This is a genomic window from Amycolatopsis sp. NPDC059235 (assembly GCF_042754125.1).
Classification (GTDB): Bacteria; Actinomycetota; Actinomycetes; order Mycobacteriales; family Pseudonocardiaceae; genus Amycolatopsis; species Amycolatopsis albidoflava.
On the sequence record NZ_JBHZAG010000042.1, the window covers coordinates 44,131 to 64,201 of the forward strand.

Here is a 20,071-nt window from a genome sequence, read left to right on the forward strand (position 1 = left end):
CCACGATGCGTGGCCACTGGGCCTCTTTGGGTGAAAACGGTTCCCGATACCTGCGGGGAACCCGTTTCTTCCTTATATTTTCCTGGACGCTCCGGCATGCGAGCAAAGGAGACACGGCCATGACCCAGTCGCTCGAAGTTCCGACGAAGGAATTCTGTCTCGACTGGACGATGGACGGGGCCAATGGCGGCAGGGTGCACTTCACCCTGTCCGGCCAGGTGAGCCTGTTGGACGGCAAGAGGTTCTACAAGGTCGACGGCGTCCTGTACATCGCGGACGGCAGCGCGTACTGCCGGGAGATCGGGAACCCGCGGCTGCACGTGCGGCGCAACGGCGTCGAGGAGACCGGACGGCAATGGGGCTGGGAGACGATCAGTTCCCGCAAGAGCGCGAACCGGCTCTGCACAATGGACGGTTATTTCGTGCGCACGGGCTACTGGGCGCCCGCCGATCGCAGCATCCAACTAGGAATCGTCGCCGAACACGGGATCACCCGGCGGCGTTCGCACAGCCCGACGGCCACGATTCGACTGGTCGACTGAATGGTTCCCGGATATCGGGAGCACTCCTCGGTTTGTGCTCGGCAATGGCCCGATTCCGGGACGATCACCGGCAAGCAATTTCGCGACAGCTCGGGCGGGCGAACCCGCCCGAGCTGGCCGCGACGGAAACCCGCGGTGGCCTCCGCGCGAACATCCGGCGCACGGCCGGCCGGCGGCGCAAGATCGCTTGCCCGCCAACGTGAACCGTGCGAATCAGACGATCCGCCGCTGAATCACCGACACCGCAACCCATTCCCGGACGCGCGCGGCGAAAGATCAATCCAGGCAACGTGCTCCGGGCCGCCCGAGCCCGCCGGACATTGGCCTGGACCACTCGCCGCGATGGCCCCACCTCCGCTCGTCGTCACCCACATGGGTAAAGCCGCGCCCTTGAGGTAAGCAGAAACACACCGGATCCCCAGGAAAAACGTGAAAAACGTTGTGCGGGACACAGCGCTCGCGCGCGCGGAAGAGGACCATGGGAGCCATGCGGAACAGGACTCGGGCAGGCAGACCACCACACCCTGGCAAACGATTGCTCCGACGGCTCGGCGCCGTGCGCAACCCGCTCGTGCGACGGTCGGACCGGATCGAAGGCGTGTTCGCCGGGATCGTCACGCTGCTGGCGCTCATCGCGATTCCGTTCGCGATGATGATCGGCAGCGCGGACATCACCGCGGAGACCGCCGCTTCGGACGCGCAGCTGCAGTCGCGGCACCAGGTCACCGCCACGGTGCTCACGACGGCCGCGCAACCGGCGGCTTCGGTCGGAGACAGCGCGCCGATCGCCAACACCGCGCGTGTGAACGCGGTCTGGAAGCCGCCGAACAGCGTGCAGCGGACCGGGATCATCACGGTGCCCAGCGCTTCCGCGACCGAGGGTTCGACCACCGACATCTGGCTCGACGACTCCGGCAAGCAGACCACCGCCCCGCTGACGCACGCGGACGCGGTCACCAATGGCGTGCTCGTCGCGGCCTTCTGCTGGCTGTGCGCGGTCGCGGTGCTGGGCGGAGCGTTCTGGGTGGCGCGGCGCGTGCTGGACCACCGGCGTGCGGCGCGGTGGGCTGCCGAGTGGGCCCAGTTCGCTGGGCCGGAAGCGGTTCGCTGAGATCTTCGGTCACGCGGCGCCTGCGGGAGCGTTCCGAGCGGTCTGGGAAGTCGACTGGCGGATGGCTGCGGTTCGCGAATCCGGACGCCGTTCGCTGACACCGCCGCTGGCTGGGTGGCCACGGGGCCGGCGGGAGCATTCCGAGCTGACGGATGGCTGCAGTTCGCGAGGGGCCGGGGTGGCCGCGGTGGCACCGCGCAGGAAGACCTCCGGCGATAGTGCTGTCGGCCGCCGGGCGGGCGCAATCCGCTGACACCTCCGCAGGCCGTGCCCGGGCTCGGCGCTCAACGGGAAGCAGCAAAGCTCACTGGCGCACTTGGCCAGAAGCGCGGTTCGCCGGAGAGCGCCGTGCGGCAAGTCCTCCGGAGCTGGCGGCACCTTCCGCATGAGTTCGACCGTTGAATGGACCCACCCCCTGGCCGTAGCCGTGTTCTGGGCGGTCCCGCGCTGAACGCCGGGCCCGGAGGCAGTCCGCTGACACGGTCGCTGCCTCCGGGCCAGGCTCGGCGGACCGAGCGGGGCGACACCCCCAGCGTCGCCCCGGGCCGGTACTACGCCTTCCGCTCTTGCCCGGATGTGGCGAGTTAGCCACCAGCTATCTCGTCGAGGCACAGTCTTGTGGAGCCCTCCGGCGATTGTCAACTGTGAGCTAATCTGAGATAGTCGCCTTAGCTGAGAGCAATCAGCTGCAACTGGAGGGGCGTAGCAGCATGTCCGAAGACACTCAGCCGGCGGATGCCCGGCCCACCCTGGCCTCCAGACTCGACGACCTCTTTCGCACCGTGCGCCCGCAGGGAAGGCACTGGACGAACGCCGAGGTGGCAGCGGAACTGAAGCGGGCCTCGCCGGAGCTGAAGGCCGGCGCGGTGTACTTGTCTCAGCTGCGCACGGGCAAACGGACCAATCCTTCCCAGGAGCTGCTGGCCGCGCTGGCGAAATTCTTCGGGGTGTCCGTCGCGTACTTCTTCGACGACGAGGTCGCCGGATCCGTCTTGTCCGAGCTGGCCGCCGTGGAGGCGATGCGCCAGGCGGGCGTCCGGGCGGTCGCGATGCGGGCGGCGGGCATGCGCGAGGAAAACCTCCAGGCGATCACCACGATCATGGACCAGTACCGCAAGATGCAGGGGCTGCCCCCGGTCACGGACGAAGCGGCACGGTGACCGGCACCCCGTCCGAAGCCCCGCAGCGGCGCGAGCAGCTGCGGCGGATGCGCGACGAAGGCGCCCGGCGGATCGCCGAACTCGACCTTCCGCCGAAATACGACCTGGCCGCCCTCTGCGCGCGCCTCGGCGAGATCCGCGAACGGCCGATCACCCTCGTGCCGCTCCCGATGCCGGCGTCGCACCCGTGCGGCATGTGGGTGGCCGCGCGGGGCGAGGACCTGATCTTCTTCGACGCCAACACCACCGGGGCGCACCAGGAGCACATCATCTTGCACGAGCTGGGTCACATCATCTGCTGTCATCGCGGGTCGGGTCTGTTGGACGACGAGAGTGCTCGGTCGTTGTTTCCCAATCTGGATCCGGACATTGTTCGGGATATGTTGATGCGTGCTACTTATGATGATGCTCAGGAGCAGGAGGCGGAGATTATCGCGTTTCTGCTTTCGGAGCGGATGGGGGCGCCGGCTAAGCCTGTCGCGGGGGTTCCTGAGGCTGGGGAGAAGCCGTTGGATCGGATTGAGCGGTCGCTTCTTTAGGCTTATCTCGGTCGGCTCGTCGCCTGGCGGCGACATTGCCGTGGTGGTTTCGTGGGGCACCCCGAAGCTTGATTGTGATGACGGTCTGAGGGTGCTTGTCAAGGCTGGAAAGATGCCTTGACAAGCACCCTCAGACCGCATTTGGGCTTCGTATCGGGGTGTGGGGTGGTGTGGGTGCCTCGATTTTTGGGTGCGTTGGTTGCGGTTTAGGGAGCGGTGGAGCGCAATTTGGCTAGCTCTGCTGCTGTGGATTCTACTGCGTATCTCAATTGATCTTGTCGGTGTTCGCTGGTGATGAAGAAGCGCAATCTGGCTTGTTCCTCTTCCACTGCGGGGTGGAGGATGGGGTCCACTACTACGCCTCGTTCGTACAATGCTGTTGCCAGTCTCAGCGTGGTGTCTGAGCCGCCTGCGACGCACGGCACGATCGGTGTGTCTCCTGCTGAGCCGGTCGGCAGTCCTACTGCCGTGGCTAGTTCCAGGAACAATCTGGAATTGTTTCGCAGGCGCGCCAGTCTTTCCGGCTCCTGTCGCAGAATCCTCAGTGCGGCTAGGGAAGCTGCGGCGTTGGCTGGGGTTATTCCTACGCTGTAGACAAAACCTGGCAGGGAATACCGCAGCCAGCGCACCGTCTTCGCCGATCCGGCCAGGTAGCCTCCGCAACCGGCCAGCGACTTTGACAGGGTTCCCATCCAAAGATCTACGCCGGCGCGATCAACCGCGAAATGGTCGCCGACTCCGGCTCCTCGTGGGCCCATCGTGCCGATGCTGTGCGCTTCGTCGACCATCAGCAACGCTCCATAGCGTCGCTTCAGGTCAATCAGCGCAGGCAAATCAGCGACATCGCCGTCCATGCTGTACACGCCTTCGACGACGATCAACACCCGGCGGAACCGCGATCGGGATCGACGCAGCACGTCCTCCAGTCGTGCTGTGTCGTTGTGCGGGAACGGTTGCCGGGTAGCGCCGGACAGGGCGCAGCCTTGCAGGATGCTGTCGTGCGCCAGCGAATCGTGCACGATGAGGTCACCCGGGCCGACCAGGTGGCCGATTGCGCCGACATTCGTCGCGTGTCCGCTCACCAGGACTAGGCTGTCCTCGACGCCTAGGAACGCCGCGAGCTCCGTCTCCAAGTCACGGGACAAGTCGCGGTCCCCAGCCAGCAATCGGCTGCCGGACACCGAAGTCCCGTACCGCTCGACAGCTTCGTGCACCGCCGCGGTTACCGCTGGGTGCCCGGCCAGGCCTAGATAGTTGTAGCTGGAGAAGGACAGATACTCGCGGCCGGACACCGAGGTGGTGGCGTCCACTCGTCCCTGATGCTTGCGGAAGTACGGATTCGGCACCCCAAGGTCATCAAACTCCTTCAGGCGCGCCTCGATCGCCGCTGCCTCCGGGAAGTCCTCGATCGCCGCACTCGCCGGATCCCACGACGGGGCCGGAGTGTCCGGTACCGGACCGGCAGGCACCAAAGCCGTTGCGGGAGCCAGCAAACCCGCCACCGCGCCGACCGTCAGCGCACCCGACTGCTCGACCTCCAGCGCCAAGCCGGGGAACCGCTTGCGCAGCCGGCCCTCCAGCTCAGTGAGCATCAGGGAGTCGAACCCGAGGTCGTCCACCAGCAATTGCCCGGCATACAACTCGCTGACCGGGAACGCCGTCGTCCGCGCGACTTCTTCAAGGACCACAGCCAGCACGTCCCGTGCGGATGTCGTCTCCTCCGCCTCCTCGACCGGCGTTGCGGCAGCGCCGAGCGGCTCCAGCGTCTGAGCCTTGGCGAGCTTCGCGTCGTCGACGACCCAGTGCCGTCGCGGGCTAAGCGGGCTTGGCGGCAACGTGCAACGAGGGAGGCCGTCCGCGACCGGTCTCAATCCGACCCCGGTCACCGCGCGCGGGGCCAGCTCGGCCGGTACGCCGTCCTCGACTGGCTCCTCCCCCGGTGACACGACGCCAGCGAACACGCCGGGCACCAGCTCGCCGACCTGTCCGGATTCGAGAGCGACCGACGCGGCGGTGAGCTTCGTGACCGCGTCAGCCACATCCTCCGCGGCCACTGCGAGCCGCTCCGGGAAGAGCGTCCGGCGGGCGAGCGTGCCTGCGACGGCGGCCAGCGGCGGGTGCTCGCTGCCGAGCGTTTCGGCCACCTCCCGGGCGTGCCGAGCCAGCCCGGCGCGATCCCGTGCGGTGAGCAGCAGCAGGCGCGGCGTCTCGGCGGACGGGGCTTCCTGCGCCGCCTCCTCGACGACCACGTGCACGTTCGAGCCGCCGAAGCCGAACGCGCTCACTCCGGCCCGGCGCGGTCCGTCGCTGTCCCACGGCGTGACCTGGCCGGCCACCTGGAGCCCGGCGTCCCGCAGCGGCAGATGATCCGCCTGCTCGAAATCCGGCTGCGGCAGAATCTGTCCCTTGTGGACGGACAAAATGGACTTGATCAGCCCGGCGATCCCCGCGGTGCCAAGGGAATGCCCGACCACCGACTTCGCCGCACCGAGATACGCCGGCTCGTCGGCACCCCGGCGCAGCTCCGTCAGCGCACTGATCTCCACGTCGTCGCCGACCGCGGTCGCGGTGCCGTGCGCCTCCAGGAAGCCGACCGACGCCGGGTCGATCCCCGCGTCCGCGTAGGCCCGCCGCAACGCCCGCAGCTGCCCGGATTCCTGCGGCATCATGCCGCCCTTGACCGTGCCGTCATTGGACAATCCGACGCCGCGGATCACCGCGTACACCCGGTCCCCCGCCGCCCGCGCGTCCGCGAGCCGGCGCAGCACCAGGACGCCCGCCCCCTCGCCGAGCACGAATCCGTCGGCCCGGCGGTCGAACGGACGGCATTCGCCGGTGCGCGAGATCGCGCCGATCCGGCACAGGCCCACGAACAGGTCCGGGGCCAAGACCAGCTGGGCGCCGCCGGCGACGGCGATCCGGCATCTGCCCGCCCGCAGCGCGAACACCGCGTTCGCCACCGCGGTCAGCCCGCCGGAGCAGGCCGAGTCCAGCGCGTAGCTCTCGCCGTGCAGGTCGAAGACGTTGCTGATCGAACTCGGCCCCATGTTGAGCAGCAGCCCGGCCATCGCGGTGGCGTGCAGGCCGCTGACCGCGGACGCCGCCTCGGCCATCGCCGGATCGCCCGCCCGGCCGAACTCGCCGCCGATCAATTGCTTCAGCCGCAGATGCAGCGTGCTCATATCGCGGTAACCGCTGTCGCTGAGCGACATGATCACCGAGGTGTCGTCGCGGTCGAAGCCCTCCGCCTCCCATCCCGCGTCCTGCAGTGCTTCGCGGGTCAGATCGACCAGCAGCCGGTGCTGCGGGTCGAGTGATTTGGCCCGCCGCGGCGGGATCTTGTAGTGCCCCGCGTCGAAGTCGCCGACGTCCTCCAGCAGCGCCATGCGGTCGGAGTAGACCGCGCCGCTGTCCCGGAAATCGTCGTTGTAGAACGCTTCGCGCCGCCACCGCGAATCCGGCACGCGCCGAAACTGCGGTTTGGGCTCGCTCAGCAGATCCCAGTACTCGTTGACGTTGCGCGCTCCCGGAAAACGGCATCCCATTCCGACAACGGCGATGTCCTGGTTATTTTCGGATTCTTCCCACCCAGATGCAACAGACCCCATGGCATGACTTCCTCGTGCCGATTCCCACCCAGTCGACACCGAGATTGCCCGTTCTTACCCGGTTTTTCAAGGGCATTGGGCAATCTGCGGAGGAATGCACAGACAACTCAACTCACGGTAGCCGAGCGATCACGCCACCAGGCCACGGTCCTGGCGAATTGATCTTTCTCAGCCGTCGGCGCGATATCGAAGAATTCCTGTGCCGCTTGGGAATCGAGGACGAACGGAAGATCGAACTGGTAGCGGACCTCGCGCAACTCGCGCAACATCGGCGAAACAAGCGCGCCCGCGTTCAGTAACATCGGGGAAAGGCGTTGCACAGCCACCGGAGCCACTCCGGCCGCCTCGCACAACAGCGCCACCATCACCCGGGCGGACCGCGGCGGACCAGTCGGCACGTGCCACGCCTTGCCCCACGCCTTTTCTTCCCGCGCTGCCGCGACCAGCGTGCGCGCGACATCGGAAATGTACGTCCAACTGTGCGGCGCGTCCGGATCGCCGAACACCTGCACCTTCTGTCGTCGCAGCACGTTCGGCACCACCCGGGCGGCGAGATGGCCGCCGTCGGTCACTCCGGGACCGAAGAAATCGGAGGCGCGCACCTCGACCATGTGGAGCCGGCCCTCGTCGTGCATCGCGTGCAGTTGTTCGGACAGCAAAGCCCGGATCCGGCCCTTGGTTCCGGTGGCCGCGAGCGGCAGATTCTCAGTGAGCGGACCGTCGACCGGGCCGTAGCCGTACAAATTCCCCAGCGACACCACCAGTGCGTCGTTCGCTTCGGCCGCGGCGCAGATCGAGGCCTGCAGCGGCGGCCAATCAGTCGCCCACCGAGGATAAGGCGGGGCCGCGCAGCTGTAGATCGCTGTCGCGCCCTTGGTTGCTTCGGCGAGCGCGGCCTGGTCGGCGGCGTCGAGCGCGACGTGCTCCAGCCCCGGTTCGTTCTCTCGGGGCGAACGGGAGATCACCCGTACTCGCTCGCCTTGCTCAGCCAGCAAAGCCGCGGTGGCCGCGCCCGCCGGTCCGTTCCCGATCACCACCTGAAGACTCATGGCGACACCCTAGCCACCAGCGCATCCCGTTGCGGCCGTTCACGAACCGGCCGCCCGACGTTCACCGGAGCGTCTCGCCGGACGGGTCTCGCCCACGCCGCCGACACCGGGGATCCACCCGGAATTCGCCCAGGCCAGAACCCGTTTTCCGGCCCTAGTTCAGCACGTTGCGGTGGTGTATGGTCGCCGATCGTGAACAATTCCGCCGAGGTCGCCGCGCACACCGTTCCGCCCACCGGGCACTGACCGCATTCCGGGGGCGCGAGTGAACACCCTGAAGATCATTCTGTTCTCCTTGTCGGCGGTCTCCTCGTACGCGGCCTTGCTGTACAAGCTTTTCTCGATGCGCCGCTCGTGGCGCGACCCGGCCTACATCGTGCTGATGACGACGCTGATCCTGCAGTGCGTCACGTTCACCCTCGGCGCGCTCTCGCTCAGCATCGGCTCGCTGTTCGGGATCCCGAATCTGGCCATCCTGATCTTGCACCTGGCGGCGGTCGCGTACTGCATCAGCGCGCAGCTCCTCCTGATGCTGTGGGCGAATCCGCCGTCGGAGATCCGCGCCCAGATCCGCGCGTGGATCGTTTCCGGCGCGGTGCTGTTCGTGGTGCTGACCGTGCTGTTCTCCATCGGCAACAAGCCGGGCACGCCGGGCACCGCGTTCGCCGTGGGCAGCAAGGATCCGGTGATCCTCACCTATCTGCTGCTGTTCATCATTTCGCAGGCAGTGCCGTGCGTGACGATCTACCTGCAGTGCCTGCCGTACGCGCGAAGCACCTCGAGGGTGTGGCTGCGCCGGACGTTGCGGACGCTCGCGGTCGGTGCGGTGATCCTGTTCCTCTACTGCGCCACGCGCGCGGTGAACATCGTGAGCCCGGCTCTCGGCTGGCATCTCGGCACGTGGGCGATCGCGCCGTCGGTGTTCAGCGCGCTGGGCATCGTGATCGTGTCGTTCGGGCTGACCATGCCGTCGTGGGGCGAGCACGTGTCGTCGGTCGCGCGGTGGCAGCGCAATTACCGTTCTTATCGCGCGCTCTACCCGCTGTGGCATTCGCTGTACGAATCCTCGCCGGGCATCGCGCTGGAACCGCCGACCGAGGGAGACACCGATCGGCGCTGGTCCGACTTGCACTACCGGCTGCATCGCCGGGTGATCGAGATCCGCGACGGCTGGCGCGCGCTGCGGCCGTACATGGACCGCGCCGACACTCCGAACGGCGACCAGGCGATGGCCGAGGCGCGCAAGATCCGCCAGGCGCTGGAGGCCAAGACCTCCGGCGTGACCCCGCCGGAAAACCAGGACAGCGGCGCGTTCGACGACCACGACGCGAAGACGTTCGCCGCCGAAGTCGCCTGGCTCACCCAGGTTTCGGAGGCTTACGCCAAGCTCGCCTGAGCCGGAGCCTGCGGCTGAGGCTGGTCGCCAAGCAGCGTCTCGCCCTTCGTCAGCCACGCGAAACCGAACGCGAACACCGCGAGCGACTCCAGCCAGAGCGTCGGATGCAGGGCCGCGGTGGCGGCGCTGAAGAACAAGCCGTTGAGGACGATCAGCACCAGGCACGCGAGCATCACGATGCCGCAGGTCCGGTAGACGGCGTTGCGCGAGCGTTTGCGCTTCGTCGGCGCGCCGTCGTCCCGGGTGAACAGGAAGAGGCAGAAGAACGCGAGGGTGAGGAAGAAGATCGCGGCGAACACGAGGTGCGCCACGCCGATCGCGTGCTGGGTGGGCGTCGGCGAGACCGGCTGGGTCGGGAACAGCGCGACGCCGATGCCGGCGATCGCCGCGACGTTCGCCGCGATGTCGTCGAGACGGCCGTAGCCGCGGTAGGCGATCAGGAAGACGCCGATCGCGCACAGCGTGCCGACGAAGACGTTCCGGAGATCGCTGTAGTAATAGCCGCTGAGCGAGCCGAGCAGGCCGCCGCCTTCCAGCAGCTCCTTCCCGACGATCACGACGATCGGCAGCAGGATCCCGAGCACTCCGATGGCGCGGCGAAGGAACAGGTACGAGCGCACGAACGCGGTCATGGCACGGCCTCCCCGAGAGTCGTGCACTCTTTGTACCTGCTCCGTCACCGAACCACCCGGCAAACGGGAAAGGCCACCGGTTCAGCCCAGCAGATCGTCCAGGTCGGCCAGCAATTTCGCCTTCGGCCGGGCGCCGACGAACGACGCCACCGGGGCTCCGTCGCGGAACAACATCAGCGTCGGCAGCGCCATCACCTGGTAGGCACGCATGGTTTCGGGGTTTTCGTCGGTATTGAGCTCGCGCACGGTCAGGCCGGGGCGTTCCGCGGAGATCTCGGCGAGCACCGGCGCGATCATCCGGCACGGCGGGCACCAGTCGGCGGTGAAGTCGACCAGGACGGGCTGGCCGTGCTCCAGGACGTCGGCGGCGAAGGTGGCGTCGGTGGTCATCAGGACTCCTCGGATTCAGCGGTGCAGGGGTCAGCCGGGCGCGTGGCGGCAGCGGCGAGCTTGTCGAGCAGGGCGGAGCGGACCGCGGCGAGGTCGCGCATGCAGGCCTCGACCTCGTCCAGCTTCCGCCGGTACACCTCGACCGACGCCGGGCACGCGTCGCCCGCGTCGTGTCCGGTGCGGAGGCAGTCGACGAACGGGCGGGTGTCGTCGAGGCTGAACCCGACCGTGCGCAGGGTCTGGATTTCGGTGACCAGGCGCAGGTCGTCCTCGTCGTACTCTCGATAGCCGTTCGCCGCGCGCGCCGCCGGGAGCAGGCCCTGTGCCTCGTAGAAGCGCAGGGCCCGAGTGGTGGTCCCGGCCCGCTGTGCCAGTTCGCCGATCCGCATGTCTTCGACGCTAAACCTTCTCCTCAGCGTCAAGGCAAGGCGTGCGCGCGAGGCTGGGGGTATTCGCGGAACTTGACCGCGTTCGCCGCGCGAGTGCCCATGTACGCGAAGACGCGGCGGCCGATCGGACCGGCCAGCTGGCGGTACATCTTGTTGCGCTTGCGCAGCTTCTCCTCGGTGGCCGGCACCAGGAAGTCGGCCGAACCGGCTCCGTTGCGCTGTCCGACGCGGGCGGCCTTGCGCAGCCGCTGCTCGTAGCGGGCGAACGCGGTCGCGTGGTCGCCGCCGGCCGCGGCGAGTTCCCCGGCCAGGATCTGCGCGCCCATCATCGCGAGGCCGGTGCCGGATCCGCCCGGACCGGCGCACCAGGCGGCGTCGCCGAGCAGCACGACGCGGCCGCGGGACCAGCTGTCGAGCTTGATCTGGCCGACGGTGTCGAAGTACAGGTCGGGCGCGTCGGCGACGGCGGTCAGCAGCTGCGGGAGTTCCCATCCGGCGCCGGCGAAGACCTCGGTGACGATGTCCTTCTGCCGGGCCAGGTCGGGGCGGCCGTAGCCGTCCGGGTCGCCGCGGAAGGAGAGGCCGACAGTGACGGTCGCCGGGTCGAGGTGACTGGTGACGATCGCGCCGAGGCCGGGTTCGTTGTAGAGCAGGCCCTCGTGGTCGAGGCGGAGGTGGTTGGGCGCGGTGAAACCGGCGACGTGGTAGCCGAGATCGGTGCGGAACTTCGCCTCCGGGCCGAACGCGGCCGTCCGCACGCCGGAGTGGATGCCGTCCGCGCCGACGACCAGGTCGAACCGGCGCGGGGCGCCGTGACGGAAGGTGACGTCGACGCCGTCGGCGGTCTCGGCGAGCGAGGTGACGCGGTCGCCGAAGACGTACTCGGTGTAGCCCTTGGTGTGGTCGTAGAGGATGCGGGCGAGGTCGCCGCGCAGGACTTCCAGCTCGCCGTTGGTGAACCCGCTCGGCAGGGTGAAGGCGGGCTGCCCGGACGGGTCGAGCTGCACCTGCTCGCGCAGCGCGGTGTCGAGCTCCCGCAGGTCGTCGAGCAGGCCCATCGCTTCGATGAGCTTCATCTGCTCGCCGCGGAAGTCGACGGCCTGCCCGCCCGGCCGCAGCTGCGGCGCGGCCTCGACGACGGTCACCGAATAGCCGTAACGGTGCAGCCAGTAGGCGGCGGACGGACCCGCGACGCTGGCGCCGGACACGAGAACGGTCTTGCTGGTCATCTCTTGCTCCCCTGGATCGGTAGGCGATGCGGCAAGACTGCGGCGCACCGCTTACCGCGCCCGCACGGAGCGCTGACGGCCTCGGTCAGTCCTCGGCGAGCCGGGTGAGCATCCGGGAGAAAACGCGGCCGAGCAGCTCCAGTTCGGGGCCGCTGACCTGGTCGAAGAAATACCGGCGGACGAGTTCGCCGTGCTGGCCCTCGGCGGCCTTGACCGCCGCCCGCCCGGCTTCGGTGAGCCGGACGTTCGCCCCGCGCGCGTCCTCGGTGCAGTTCTCCCGCACGACCAGCCCGCGCTTGCACATCCGGCTCACGTGATGCGACAGCCGGCTGCGGTCCCATTCGACGGTCGCGCCGAGCTCCCGCATCCGCAGCACGCCGTCCGGTTCGTTCGCGAGCGGGACGAGGAGGGCGTAATCGGCTCCGGAGATCCCGGCGTCGCGCTCCAGCTGCCGGTCGAGCGCGCTGCCGAGCGCCCGCTGCACGCGCTGGTAGGAACACCAGACTTCGGCCTCGCGCCGATCGGACGCCACTTCCGCCATCCGGCGATTCTACAAAGAGCGGACACGATTTCGCGTCGGTGCGTAAGTTGGGAGAGTGACCAGGTCCGCTCAAGAAACCTTCTTTCGTGCCTTCCACGCAAGCCATCCGGCGGTTACGTCGCGCGCGTTCGGCGGCGGGCGAAGCGCGGACGGACGGTCGAGCTACGAGCTTCTTCGCGACGAGATCGCCAGACCGGGGCGCGTGCTCGATCTGGCTTGCGGCGACGGATTTCTGCTCGACCTGCTTGCGGCGGCGGGACATCAGGCGATCGGGGTCGACGTCTCGAGCGTCGATCTGGCGCTTGCCAGGCAGCGTTCGGCAACGGCGGTGGAGGGACGGGCGCAGCAGCTGCCGTTCGCGGACCACGCGTTCGATTCCTGCGTGTCGCACATGGCATTCATGCTGATGAATGACATCGACCAGGTCGCCGCGGAGCTGGCGCGCGTGCTGCGGCCGGGCGGGCAACTCTCGCTCGTCCTCGGCGGCGGGGCAGCGGGAGACGAGGCGTACGGGCTGTTCGGCAAGCTGTTGCGGGAAATCCTCGCCGACGTCCCGGCGGAGCAGCGGTTGTCCCCGCTCGGCGACAAGCGCACCCGGAATCAAGCCGGATTGGATGAAATCCTCGTCCCCGCCGGGTTCGCTCCCGTTCAGTGGCGCACCGAGGCGATCGACTTCAGCGGTTCGCTCGATCAGGTCTGGGATTTCGTTTCCGTCACCTACAACCTCTTCCCGCTGGGCGAAGCGGCATCCAGCGCGCTGAAGACCGCCTTTTTCGCCGAAGCACCAGCACTGGCCAGGCCAGACGGGCTGATTCCGCTTGTCTCCCAGGTCCGTCTCGCCAGCACCCAGACTGTCCACAAAGGACGATAAACCCGCCCTAGTGGCACCCGTCACCTTCTGGCAAGATCGAGGGCTCTGACGTCTCCAGTTCACGCCGAAGGGGCAGGGCATTGGGTCTGGGCAGGAAACTGGCCGTCGCCGCCACCGCGGTCACCGCGGCGACGGCGTTGTTCACCGCTACACCAGCGAGCGCCGCGTCGGCGGCGATCGACTGGAAGCCTTGTCCTACCGGGCAGGGCGCCGAATGCGGCAAGCTCACCGTGCCGCTCGATTGGGACCATCCCGGCGACGGCACGATTCAGCTCGCGCTCGCGCGGCGCAAGGCCGCCGATCCCGCGCACCGGATCGGTTCGGTGCTCATGGATCCCGGCGGGCCGGGCGGTGCGGGCGCGGGCGAGGTGGCGAGCGGCTGGACGTTGTCGCCGAAGGTCGCCGCGCGATTCGACACCGTAGGGTTCGATCCGCGCGGGGTCGGGGAAAGCACCGCGATCAAGTGCGGGCTCGACGAGATCACCGCGAAAAACCCGGTGCAGCCGAAGGATTCCGCCGAATTCCAGCAGCTGCTCTCGTACAACCGCGCGCTCGGCCGCAGCTGCGAGAAGATCACCGGGCCGCTCGCGACGCACTCCGACACCCGCAGCGTCGTGCGCGACATGGACGCGATCCGCGCCGCGCTCGGCGACAAAAAGCTCACCTACTACGGCGTTTCCTACGGCACGCTGATGGGCCAGCAGTACGCCGAGGCGTATCCGGACCGGGTGCGCGCGCTCGTGCTCGACAGCAACATGGACCACTCGATCCGCAGCACCTGGGAGTTCCTGAAGACGGAAACCCAGGCCACGCAAGAGTTGTTCGAGCAGTTCAGCGACTGGTGCGACCGCACGACGTCGTGCGCGCTGCACGGCCAGGACGTCAGCGCGGTGACCGCGGACCTGTACGCCCGCGCCGAACGCGGCGAACTCGGCACCCCGGACGACAAACTCGACCCGATGGCGCTGGTCGGCATCTACGCGCAGAACTTCTACGGCCCCACCTGGGGCAAGCTCGCGCAGAACCTGGTCAGCCTGCGCGACGGGAAGCCGATCGGCGCGGACTTCGCCAAGGACGACATTCCCATCCCGAACCCGTTCAACAGCATCTTCTGCTCGGACTGGCGGCTGCCGATCACGTCGTACCCGCAGCTCGACAGCTACCGCCGCGCGCTCACCGACGTCTCGCCTGACCTGCACTTCTCGCCGCTGGGCTGGAGCGCGGCGGCCGGGTGCGCCAGCTGGCCCGCCCCGGTGCGCAACCCGCAGCACCCGCTGTCGGTCCAGCGGGGCGTGCCGATGTTGATGCTGAACAGCCGTTACGACCCGGCCACGCCGTACAGCTGGGCGGTGCGCGCGTCGCAGCAGTCCGGTGCGCCGCTGCTCACCTACGAGGGCTGGGGGCACGGCGCGTACTTCAAGAAGAGCCAGTGCGTCACCGACGCCGCCGACTCCTTCCTGATCGACGGAACCAGCCCGGGCCGCGGCAAGCATTGCCCGGCGGTGGAGCCGAGCGTTCAGTCCAGGATGGACGGTCCGCGGGCACCGGCTACGCAGCCGTACTGAGACAGCGAAAAGCGGGGCCCTGATCGGATCAGGGCCCCGCTTTTTCGTGGCTGCGGCGGCTCAGTAGTCGTCACGCCCGGTGAACTGCTGTTCCAGCAGCTCGGCCGAACCGGCGACGAGTTCGAGCGGATCGGTGAACTCGTTGAGGTCGAGGTTCAGCAGCGGCAGCGAATGCCGCAGCACGAGGTGCTCGCCCATCACCACGAGCCCGCCGACCACCAGCGTCTGGCCTACCTCGCTCAGCACGGTGAGCAGATCCACCTCGTCCACGCGGGCGAACGGGGTCGCGATCTGCACCCAGTCCTCGCGCTGGTCGAAAATCTCCCGGGCGATCACCACGACCTGCGCCCGCCCCGTCGTCTCCGCGTCGTCGCCGAACAGGACCCGGATCCGGATTTCGCCCGGGTCGTCCCGGATCACCCGGTAGGTCTGCCTGATGTAGGCGACCAGGTCATTCCACTGCGCCACGCGCTTTCCTCCCGTTGGTAGGCAACGAAGATCAGCGTAGCGGGACAACCGGCGCGGAGATGAGCGTCAGAGCAACTTCCACGCTCCAGTGAGCGCCTCGCGCAGAATCTGCTCCATCTCGTCGAACTGCGGCTGGTCGCAGATCAACGGCGGCGACAGCTGGACCACCGGCTCGGCACGGTCGTCGGCGCGGCAGTAGAGGCCGCCCTCGAACAGCGCGTTCGAGAGATAACCGCGCAAAATCCGTTCCGATTCCTCGGCGGTGAAGGTCTCTTTGGTCGCTTTGTCCTTCACGAGTTCAATCCCGTAGAAGAAACCGGTGCCGCGCACGTCGCCGACGATCGGCAGATCGGTCAACCGGTCGAGGGTCGCCCGGAAGGCGGTTTCCTTTTCCAGCACATGACCGTAAAGGTTCTCGCGCTCGATGAGGTCGAGATTGGCCAGCGCGACCGCGCACGAAACCGGGTGTCCGCCGTAGGTCGAACCGTGCATGAAGGTCGCCTCGCCGCCGGCGAACGGTTCCATCAGCGCCTCGCTCGCGAGCACCGCGCCGAGCGGCGCGTAACCCGAGGTCAGGCCCTTCGCCGTGGTGATGATGTCCGGCTGGTAGCCGTAGCGCTTGGCCGCGAAGTCGTAGCCGACCCGGCCGAACGCGCAGATCACCTCGTCGGAAACCAGCAGCACGTCGTGTTTGTCGCAAATCTCGCGGACCCGCTCGAAATAGCCCGGCGGCGGAACAAAGCAGCCACCGGTGTTTTGCACGGGCTCCAGGAATACCGCGGCGACCGTGTCCGCGCCCTCGAATTCGATGGCCTGCTCGATTTGATCGGCGGCCCATCGGCCGTACGCGGCATAGTCGTCGGCGTGTTCGGGCGCGCGGTAGAAGTTCGTGTTCGGCACGCGCAGAGTGCTCGGCACGAGCGGCTCGAAATCGGCCTTCGCACCGGGGATTCCGGTGATGGACAGCGCGCCCTGCGACGTGCCGTGATACGCCAGCGCGCGGCTGATCACCTTGTGTTTAGCGGGTTTTCCGGTCAGCTTGAAGTACTGCTTGGCGAGCTTCCACGCCGTTTCCACGGATTCGCCGCCGCTGACGGTGAAGAACACGCGGTTGAGGTCGCCCGGCGACGCGGCGGCCAGGCGTTCGGCCAGTTCGAGCGCGGGCGGGTGCGCGTGGCCCCAGAGCGGGAAGTACGCGAGCTGTTTCGTTTGCCGCGCGGCGGCTTCGGCCAGTTCTTCGCGGCCGTGGCCGACCTGCACCGCGAACAACCCGGCGAGGCCGTCGAGGTAGCGCTTGCCGGTGTCGTCCCAGATGTAGGCGCCCTCGCCGCGCACGATCACCGGGATGTCGGCGGTGTCGGCGCGGCTGTGGCGCGTGAAGTGCAGCCAGAGGTTGTCGCGTGCGGCAGTGCCCGAGCCGGTGGTGATCCCGGCGGGTTCGGCGGTCGTGGTCATGGCTCCTCGAAACGGGCCTCGAAGCTGCCGGCACGCACCCTGGCGTACCGGCCGGACTTCTCGGTTATCGCACGATCCGACGCCGGTTGGCAAGCGGATCAGTCGCCGGAGCCACCCACAACGACTAATTTCATTAGTCTCATCGGGACTGATCTTCGAATTTCGTCGTCACCGACGGTGCGTGCCCCACTGGTAGGACTGTTTCCGCAGCTTGAGGTACACGAGCGTCTCCGCGGTGCGCACTCCGGGCAGGGTGCGGATGCGGTTGGAGATCACGTCGAGCAGGGCCTCGTCGTCGGCGCAGAGCACCTCGCACAGCACGTCGAAGCGGCCGGCGCAGAGCACGACGTACTCGATCTCGTCCATTTCGGCCAGTGCGTCGGCGACCGGATCGAGCGGGCCGTCGACCGTGATCGCGACCATCGCCTGGCGGAAAAGCCCGATCTGCAAGGGATCCGACACCGCGACGATCTGGATGACGCCCGAATCGGACAGCCGCTGCACCCGCTGGCGGACCGCCGCCTCGGACAGTCCGACCGCCTTGCCGATCGTGGCGTACGGCCGCCGTCCGTCCTCTTGCAACTGGGCGATGATCTGCTTCGAGATGTCGTCGACCACCGGCGGCGCCGGCCGGCTCGGGTCCTGGCTCTGCATCCGGGGATCATCTCGGGTCGACCCCTCCGCGGGCAACCTCAGGCGTGGCGAATGATCGCCCAGAGTGTCCAGATCGTCCCTCAGCCGGGGTGGCCGACAACGGATTTCGTCGTCTTTCCGGCGTTGACAACGGCAAACCCGTCCTGTTCCATCCGTCGAATTCCAGCGCCGCCGACGGAGGGATCCCCATGCCGCCTCATCCGGTCCCCGTCCAGACCGACCCTGCCGCCGGTTCGCCCGCGCGCCGCTCGCTGACCAGATCGATCGGGGTCGGCGGCGGAACCCTGCTGACGCTGAGCTGCGTGACGCCGGCGTCGTCGTTGTTCGTTCTCGTCCCGCCGCTGTTCGGCTCGCTCGGCACCGGCACCGCGCTGGCCATCGGGCTCGCCGTGCTGCTGTGCGTCGGGATCGCGTTCTGTTACTCCGAACTCGGCACGCTGGTCCCGAGTTCGGGTGGCGAGTACGCCATGGTGTCGACGGTGGTCAGCCGGTTCGCCGGGTGGATCACCTTTATGTTGTCGTTCATCGTGATCCTCGTGGTGCCGCCGATCATCGCGATCGGGGTCGCTGATTATCTGGCGGTGACCGTCCACATCGACCCGTCGGTGGCGGGTGCGCTGGTGATGCTGGCGTCCACCGGGATGGGTCTGGTGAACCTGCGTTCGAACGCGTGGCTGACCGGGATTTTCCTGGTGATCGAGATCGTCGCGATCGTCGTGGTGTCCGTGCTCGGTTTCGCGCACAGCGACCGTCCCGCCTCGGTGCTCGTGCGGCCCAGCCTCGACGGCGTGCATCCGATCGCGCTGGTCTCGGTGATCGCCGGGCTGGCGGTGGCGTTGTTCGTGGTGCAGGGGTTCTCGACCGCGGTGTATCTGGCGGAGGAGATGCGGGAGCCGCACAAAACGGTGTCGCGGACGGTGTTCTGGACGCTCGGCATCAGCGCGGTGGTGATCCTGGTGCCGGTCGTGGCGATCACGCTGGGCGTGCCGGATCTCGCGACGCTCGGGAATCTCGACCTGACCGCGCTCGTGGTGAGCTGGAGCAGTTCGACGTTCGGCACGATCGTGAGCCTGTGCATCGCGGCGGCGATCGTGAACGCGGTGATCGTGATGGTGATCCAGAATTCGCGCGTGCTGTACGCGTCGGGGCGGGATCACGCTTGGCCGGAGCCGGTGAATCGCGCGTTGAGTGTGGTGAGTCCGCGGTTTGGCGCGCCTTGGGTGGCGACGCTCGTGGTCGGCGTTTCGGAAGCGGTGCTGTGTTTCGTGCCGGTGGAGACGCTGAGCGGCGTGACCGGGGTGGCCGTGGTCGCGCTGTACCTGGCGATTTCGGTGAGCGTGCTGTGGGCGCGGCGGCCGGCACACCGGCGTCCGCAAGTGTGGCGGATGCCGGGGTGGCCGGTCGTGCCGGTTGTCGCGGTGCTGGCGCTGGGGTATGTGCTGGTGTCGCAGAGTTTGCTGGACCTGGCGATTACGGCCGGGGTGCTGGTGGTTTCGGCCGGGTACTGGTGGGGCTATCTCCGGCGGCGATCGGATCGATGGCTGGTGACTATTCCTTGACGCGTGCTCTGGTGAGGATGGACAGCTCGGCCGGGCGGAGTGCGTCGCCGCGTTTCCATTCGGCCGGGATGTCCTTTTGCCGGACGTGTTCGATCGGCTCGAGCAGGTGGTCTCGCAGGAGCGCGGCCATCTGCTCGGCGCTGAGGAACGTTCGCCAGGGTTCGCCGTGGGCGGCTGCCGCGGCCATGACCAGCTCCGCGTACGTCTGGCCCGCCTCGTCGCGGAGGGCGGCGGGGAGGAGGTGTTCGACGATGAGTTCTGTTCCGGGGGCGAGGCCGCTGATCGCGTGGAGGGTTTGGCTGATCGCTTCCTCGGTGAGGTACATCGTGACGCCGAGCCAGCTGATCAGCGCTGGGCGGCCTGGGTCGAATCCGGCCTGAACGAGGTGGCTCGTGAGCGCCTGCTCGTTCTCGAAATCTAGGGGGACGAAGGAGACCGTGTTCGGGATGGTAATTCCCGCGTCGGCCAGCAGCTGTTGTTTCCAGAGTTGGGTGGCGGGTTTGTCCACTTCGAACACTCGCACGGTGAGCGGCGTTCGGTAGGCGAAGGAATCCAGGCCGGCACCAAGGATTACGTATTGCTCGACGCCCATTTCAGCTAACCGGTTCTCGGTGTAGCGGCTCCGCGTGATCGCTGTTGTGCGGGCACCGGAGAGGGCTGGGTGGTCGCCGTGGGACCGATGGTAGCCGAGGAGTTCTTCGGCGCGCTCTCCCAGGAGGCGGTATGCGAGCGGGTCGGTGAAGATTGCCGGGGACTCGTCGACGACCAGATGGGCGGCTCGTGCTACGGCGGAGAGAAGAGCGGTGCGGCTGGGTTCCGCGTCGGATGTCATAACTCCGGACTTTAACCCAGAGATGTTTGATTATAGCACAAAAACAAATTTTCTGAAAGAGCAGTGCGGTTTCGGTTCGGC

General features: G+C 67.7%; 19 protein-coding genes. 8 read left to right on the plus strand and 11 right to left on the minus strand.

Going from position 1 to position 20,071, the window contains the following annotated elements; translation table 11 throughout:
- Positions 1–119 precede the first annotated feature (119 nt).
- The 4 genes from ACFXI3_RS25570 (at position 120) to ACFXI3_RS25585 (ending at position 3,352) form a co-directional block, all read left to right on the plus strand.
- Positions 120–542: a hypothetical protein gene (locus ACFXI3_RS25570; protein WP_344271917.1), complete on the plus strand. Its 423-nt coding sequence runs from the start codon at positions 120–122 to the stop codon at positions 540–542.
- Positions 543–1,098: 556 nt separating this feature from the next.
- A complete protein-coding gene (locus tag ACFXI3_RS25575; RefSeq protein ID WP_344271914.1) occupies positions 1,099–1,653 on the plus strand; it encodes a hypothetical protein in 555 nt (184 codons plus the stop codon).
- 710 nt (positions 1,654–2,363) lie between these two features.
- On the plus strand, positions 2,364–2,813 hold the full coding sequence (locus ACFXI3_RS25580) for a helix-turn-helix domain-containing protein (RefSeq protein ID WP_344271911.1): 450 nt from the start codon (positions 2,364–2,366) through the stop codon (positions 2,811–2,813).
- Positions 2,810–3,352: a toxin gene (locus tag ACFXI3_RS25585; protein ID WP_344271907.1), complete on the plus strand. Its 543-nt coding sequence runs from the start codon at positions 2,810–2,812 to the stop codon at positions 3,350–3,352. The genes ACFXI3_RS25580 and ACFXI3_RS25585 overlap by 4 nt, the downstream gene beginning before the upstream one ends.
- 206 nt (positions 3,353–3,558) lie before the next feature.
- Here ACFXI3_RS25585 and ACFXI3_RS25590 read toward each other — a convergent pair whose 3' ends face one another.
- On the minus strand, positions 3,559–6,960 hold the full coding sequence (locus ACFXI3_RS25590; RefSeq protein WP_378402709.1) for an aminotransferase class I/II-fold pyridoxal phosphate-dependent enzyme: 3,402 nt from the start codon (positions 6,958–6,960) through the stop codon (positions 3,559–3,561).
- Positions 6,961–7,067: 107 nt separating this feature from the next.
- Positions 7,068–8,009 carry an NAD-dependent epimerase/dehydratase family protein gene (locus ACFXI3_RS25595; protein WP_378402711.1) on the minus strand — a complete coding sequence of 314 codons (942 nt, stop codon included), beginning with the start codon at positions 8,007–8,009 and terminating at the stop codon, positions 7,068–7,070.
- A 265-nt stretch (positions 8,010–8,274) separates the two neighbouring features.
- Between ACFXI3_RS25595 and ACFXI3_RS25600 the strand changes: the two genes are divergently transcribed.
- The gene (locus ACFXI3_RS25600) at positions 8,275–9,405 is read left to right on the plus strand and encodes an MAB_1171c family putative transporter (protein ID WP_378402713.1); all 1,131 of its coding nucleotides are present in this window, start codon (positions 8,275–8,277) and stop codon (positions 9,403–9,405) included.
- Here the strand turns inward: ACFXI3_RS25600 and ACFXI3_RS25605 are convergent.
- The 5 genes from ACFXI3_RS25605 to ACFXI3_RS25625 all read right to left on the minus strand — a co-directional run bounded on the left by ACFXI3_RS25605 (position 9,387) and on the right by ACFXI3_RS25625 (position 12,586).
- On the minus strand, positions 9,387–10,037 hold the full coding sequence (locus ACFXI3_RS25605; RefSeq protein ID WP_378402715.1) for a DUF998 domain-containing protein: 651 nt from the start codon (positions 10,035–10,037) through the stop codon (positions 9,387–9,389). The two genes, ACFXI3_RS25600 and ACFXI3_RS25605, sit on opposite strands and share 19 nt — an antisense overlap.
- Positions 10,038–10,118: 81 nt before the next feature.
- Positions 10,119–10,427, minus strand: a complete 309-nt coding sequence (trxA, locus tag ACFXI3_RS25610) for a thioredoxin (RefSeq protein ID WP_378402717.1) — start codon at positions 10,425–10,427, stop codon at positions 10,119–10,121.
- Positions 10,427–10,816, minus strand: coding sequence for a MerR family transcriptional regulator (locus ACFXI3_RS25615; RefSeq protein WP_378402719.1), 390 nt, complete (start codon positions 10,814–10,816; stop codon positions 10,427–10,429). The genes trxA and ACFXI3_RS25615 overlap by 1 nt, the downstream gene beginning before the upstream one ends.
- A gap of 29 nt (positions 10,817–10,845) precedes the next feature.
- Entirely contained in the window at positions 10,846–12,045 is a 1,200-nt protein-coding gene (locus ACFXI3_RS25620; RefSeq protein ID WP_378402721.1) for an FAD-dependent monooxygenase, read from the minus strand.
- An 85-nt stretch (positions 12,046–12,130) separates the two neighbouring features.
- Positions 12,131–12,586 (minus strand): MarR family winged helix-turn-helix transcriptional regulator, encoded by a 456-nt coding sequence (locus ACFXI3_RS25625; protein ID WP_344271886.1) that lies wholly within the window; start codon positions 12,584–12,586, stop codon positions 12,131–12,133.
- Positions 12,587–12,641: 55 nt separating this feature from the next.
- On the opposite strand from ACFXI3_RS25625, the gene ACFXI3_RS25630 reads away from it, so the two are divergent.
- Positions 12,642–13,457 (plus strand): class I SAM-dependent methyltransferase, encoded by an 816-nt coding sequence (locus tag ACFXI3_RS25630; RefSeq protein ID WP_378402723.1) that lies wholly within the window; start codon positions 12,642–12,644, stop codon positions 13,455–13,457.
- Between the two features lie 80 nt (positions 13,458–13,537).
- Entirely contained in the window at positions 13,538–15,022 is a 1,485-nt protein-coding gene (locus tag ACFXI3_RS25635) for an alpha/beta hydrolase (protein ID WP_378402725.1), read from the plus strand.
- Between the two features lie 60 nt (positions 15,023–15,082).
- Here the strand turns inward: ACFXI3_RS25635 and ACFXI3_RS25640 are convergent, their stop codons facing one another.
- The 3 genes from ACFXI3_RS25640 to ACFXI3_RS25650 form a co-directional block, all read right to left on the minus strand.
- Positions 15,083–15,490, minus strand: coding sequence for a hypothetical protein (locus tag ACFXI3_RS25640; protein ID WP_067580428.1), 408 nt, complete (start codon positions 15,488–15,490; stop codon positions 15,083–15,085).
- Between the two features lie 66 nt (positions 15,491–15,556).
- Positions 15,557–16,945 carry an aspartate aminotransferase family protein gene (locus tag ACFXI3_RS25645; protein WP_378402727.1) on the minus strand — a complete coding sequence of 463 codons (1,389 nt, stop codon included), beginning with the start codon at positions 16,943–16,945 and terminating at the stop codon, positions 15,557–15,559.
- A gap of 168 nt (positions 16,946–17,113) precedes the next feature.
- A complete protein-coding gene (locus tag ACFXI3_RS25650) occupies positions 17,114–17,599 on the minus strand; it encodes an Lrp/AsnC family transcriptional regulator (RefSeq protein WP_378402729.1) in 486 nt (161 codons plus the stop codon).
- Between the two features lie 188 nt (positions 17,600–17,787).
- On the opposite strand from ACFXI3_RS25650, the gene ACFXI3_RS25655 reads away from it, so the two are divergent.
- Positions 17,788–19,158, plus strand: a complete 1,371-nt coding sequence (locus ACFXI3_RS25655; protein WP_378402731.1) for an APC family permease — start codon at positions 17,788–17,790, stop codon at positions 19,156–19,158.
- Here the strand turns inward: ACFXI3_RS25655 and ACFXI3_RS25660 are convergent.
- Positions 19,148–19,990: a class I SAM-dependent methyltransferase gene (locus ACFXI3_RS25660; RefSeq protein WP_378402733.1), complete on the minus strand. Its 843-nt coding sequence runs from the start codon at positions 19,988–19,990 to the stop codon at positions 19,148–19,150. The genes ACFXI3_RS25655 and ACFXI3_RS25660 overlap by 11 nt on opposite strands.
- Positions 19,991–20,071 lie beyond the last annotated feature (81 nt).

Excerpts from the sequence above, each read along its gene's own strand:
- ACFXI3_RS25570 (WP_344271917.1), top strand. The coding sequence starts at position 120 with ATGACCCAGTCGCTCGAAGTTCCGACGAAGGAATTCTGTCTCGACTGG.
- ACFXI3_RS25580 (WP_344271911.1), top strand. The coding sequence starts at position 2,364 with ATGTCCGAAGACACTCAGCCGGCGGATGCCCGGCCCACCCTGGCCTCC.
- ACFXI3_RS25590 (WP_378402709.1), bottom strand. The coding sequence starts at position 6,960 with ATGGGGTCTGTTGCATCTGGGTGGGAAGAATCCGAAAATAACCAGGAC.
- ACFXI3_RS25595 (WP_378402711.1), bottom strand. The coding sequence starts at position 8,009 with ATGAGTCTTCAGGTGGTGATCGGGAACGGACCGGCGGGCGCGGCCACC.
- ACFXI3_RS25605 (WP_378402715.1), bottom strand. The coding sequence starts at position 10,037 with ATGACCGCGTTCGTGCGCTCGTACCTGTTCCTTCGCCGCGCCATCGGA.
- trxA (WP_378402717.1), bottom strand. The coding sequence starts at position 10,427 with ATGACCACCGACGCCACCTTCGCCGCCGACGTCCTGGAGCACGGCCAG.
- ACFXI3_RS25615 (WP_378402719.1), bottom strand. The coding sequence starts at position 10,816 with ATGCGGATCGGCGAACTGGCACAGCGGGCCGGGACCACCACTCGGGCC.
- ACFXI3_RS25620 (WP_378402721.1), bottom strand. The coding sequence starts at position 12,045 with ATGACCAGCAAGACCGTTCTCGTGTCCGGCGCCAGCGTCGCGGGTCCG.
- ACFXI3_RS25625 (WP_344271886.1), bottom strand. The coding sequence starts at position 12,586 with ATGGCGGAAGTGGCGTCCGATCGGCGCGAGGCCGAAGTCTGGTGTTCC.
- ACFXI3_RS25645 (WP_378402727.1), bottom strand. The coding sequence starts at position 16,945 with ATGACCACGACCGCCGAACCCGCCGGGATCACCACCGGCTCGGGCACT.
- ACFXI3_RS25650 (WP_378402729.1), bottom strand. The coding sequence starts at position 17,599 with ATGCAGAGCCAGGACCCGAGCCGGCCGGCGCCGCCGGTGGTCGACGAC.
- ACFXI3_RS25655 (WP_378402731.1), top strand. The coding sequence starts at position 17,788 with ATGCCGCCTCATCCGGTCCCCGTCCAGACCGACCCTGCCGCCGGTTCG.
- ACFXI3_RS25660 (WP_378402733.1), bottom strand. The coding sequence starts at position 19,990 with ATGACATCCGACGCGGAACCCAGCCGCACCGCTCTTCTCTCCGCCGTA.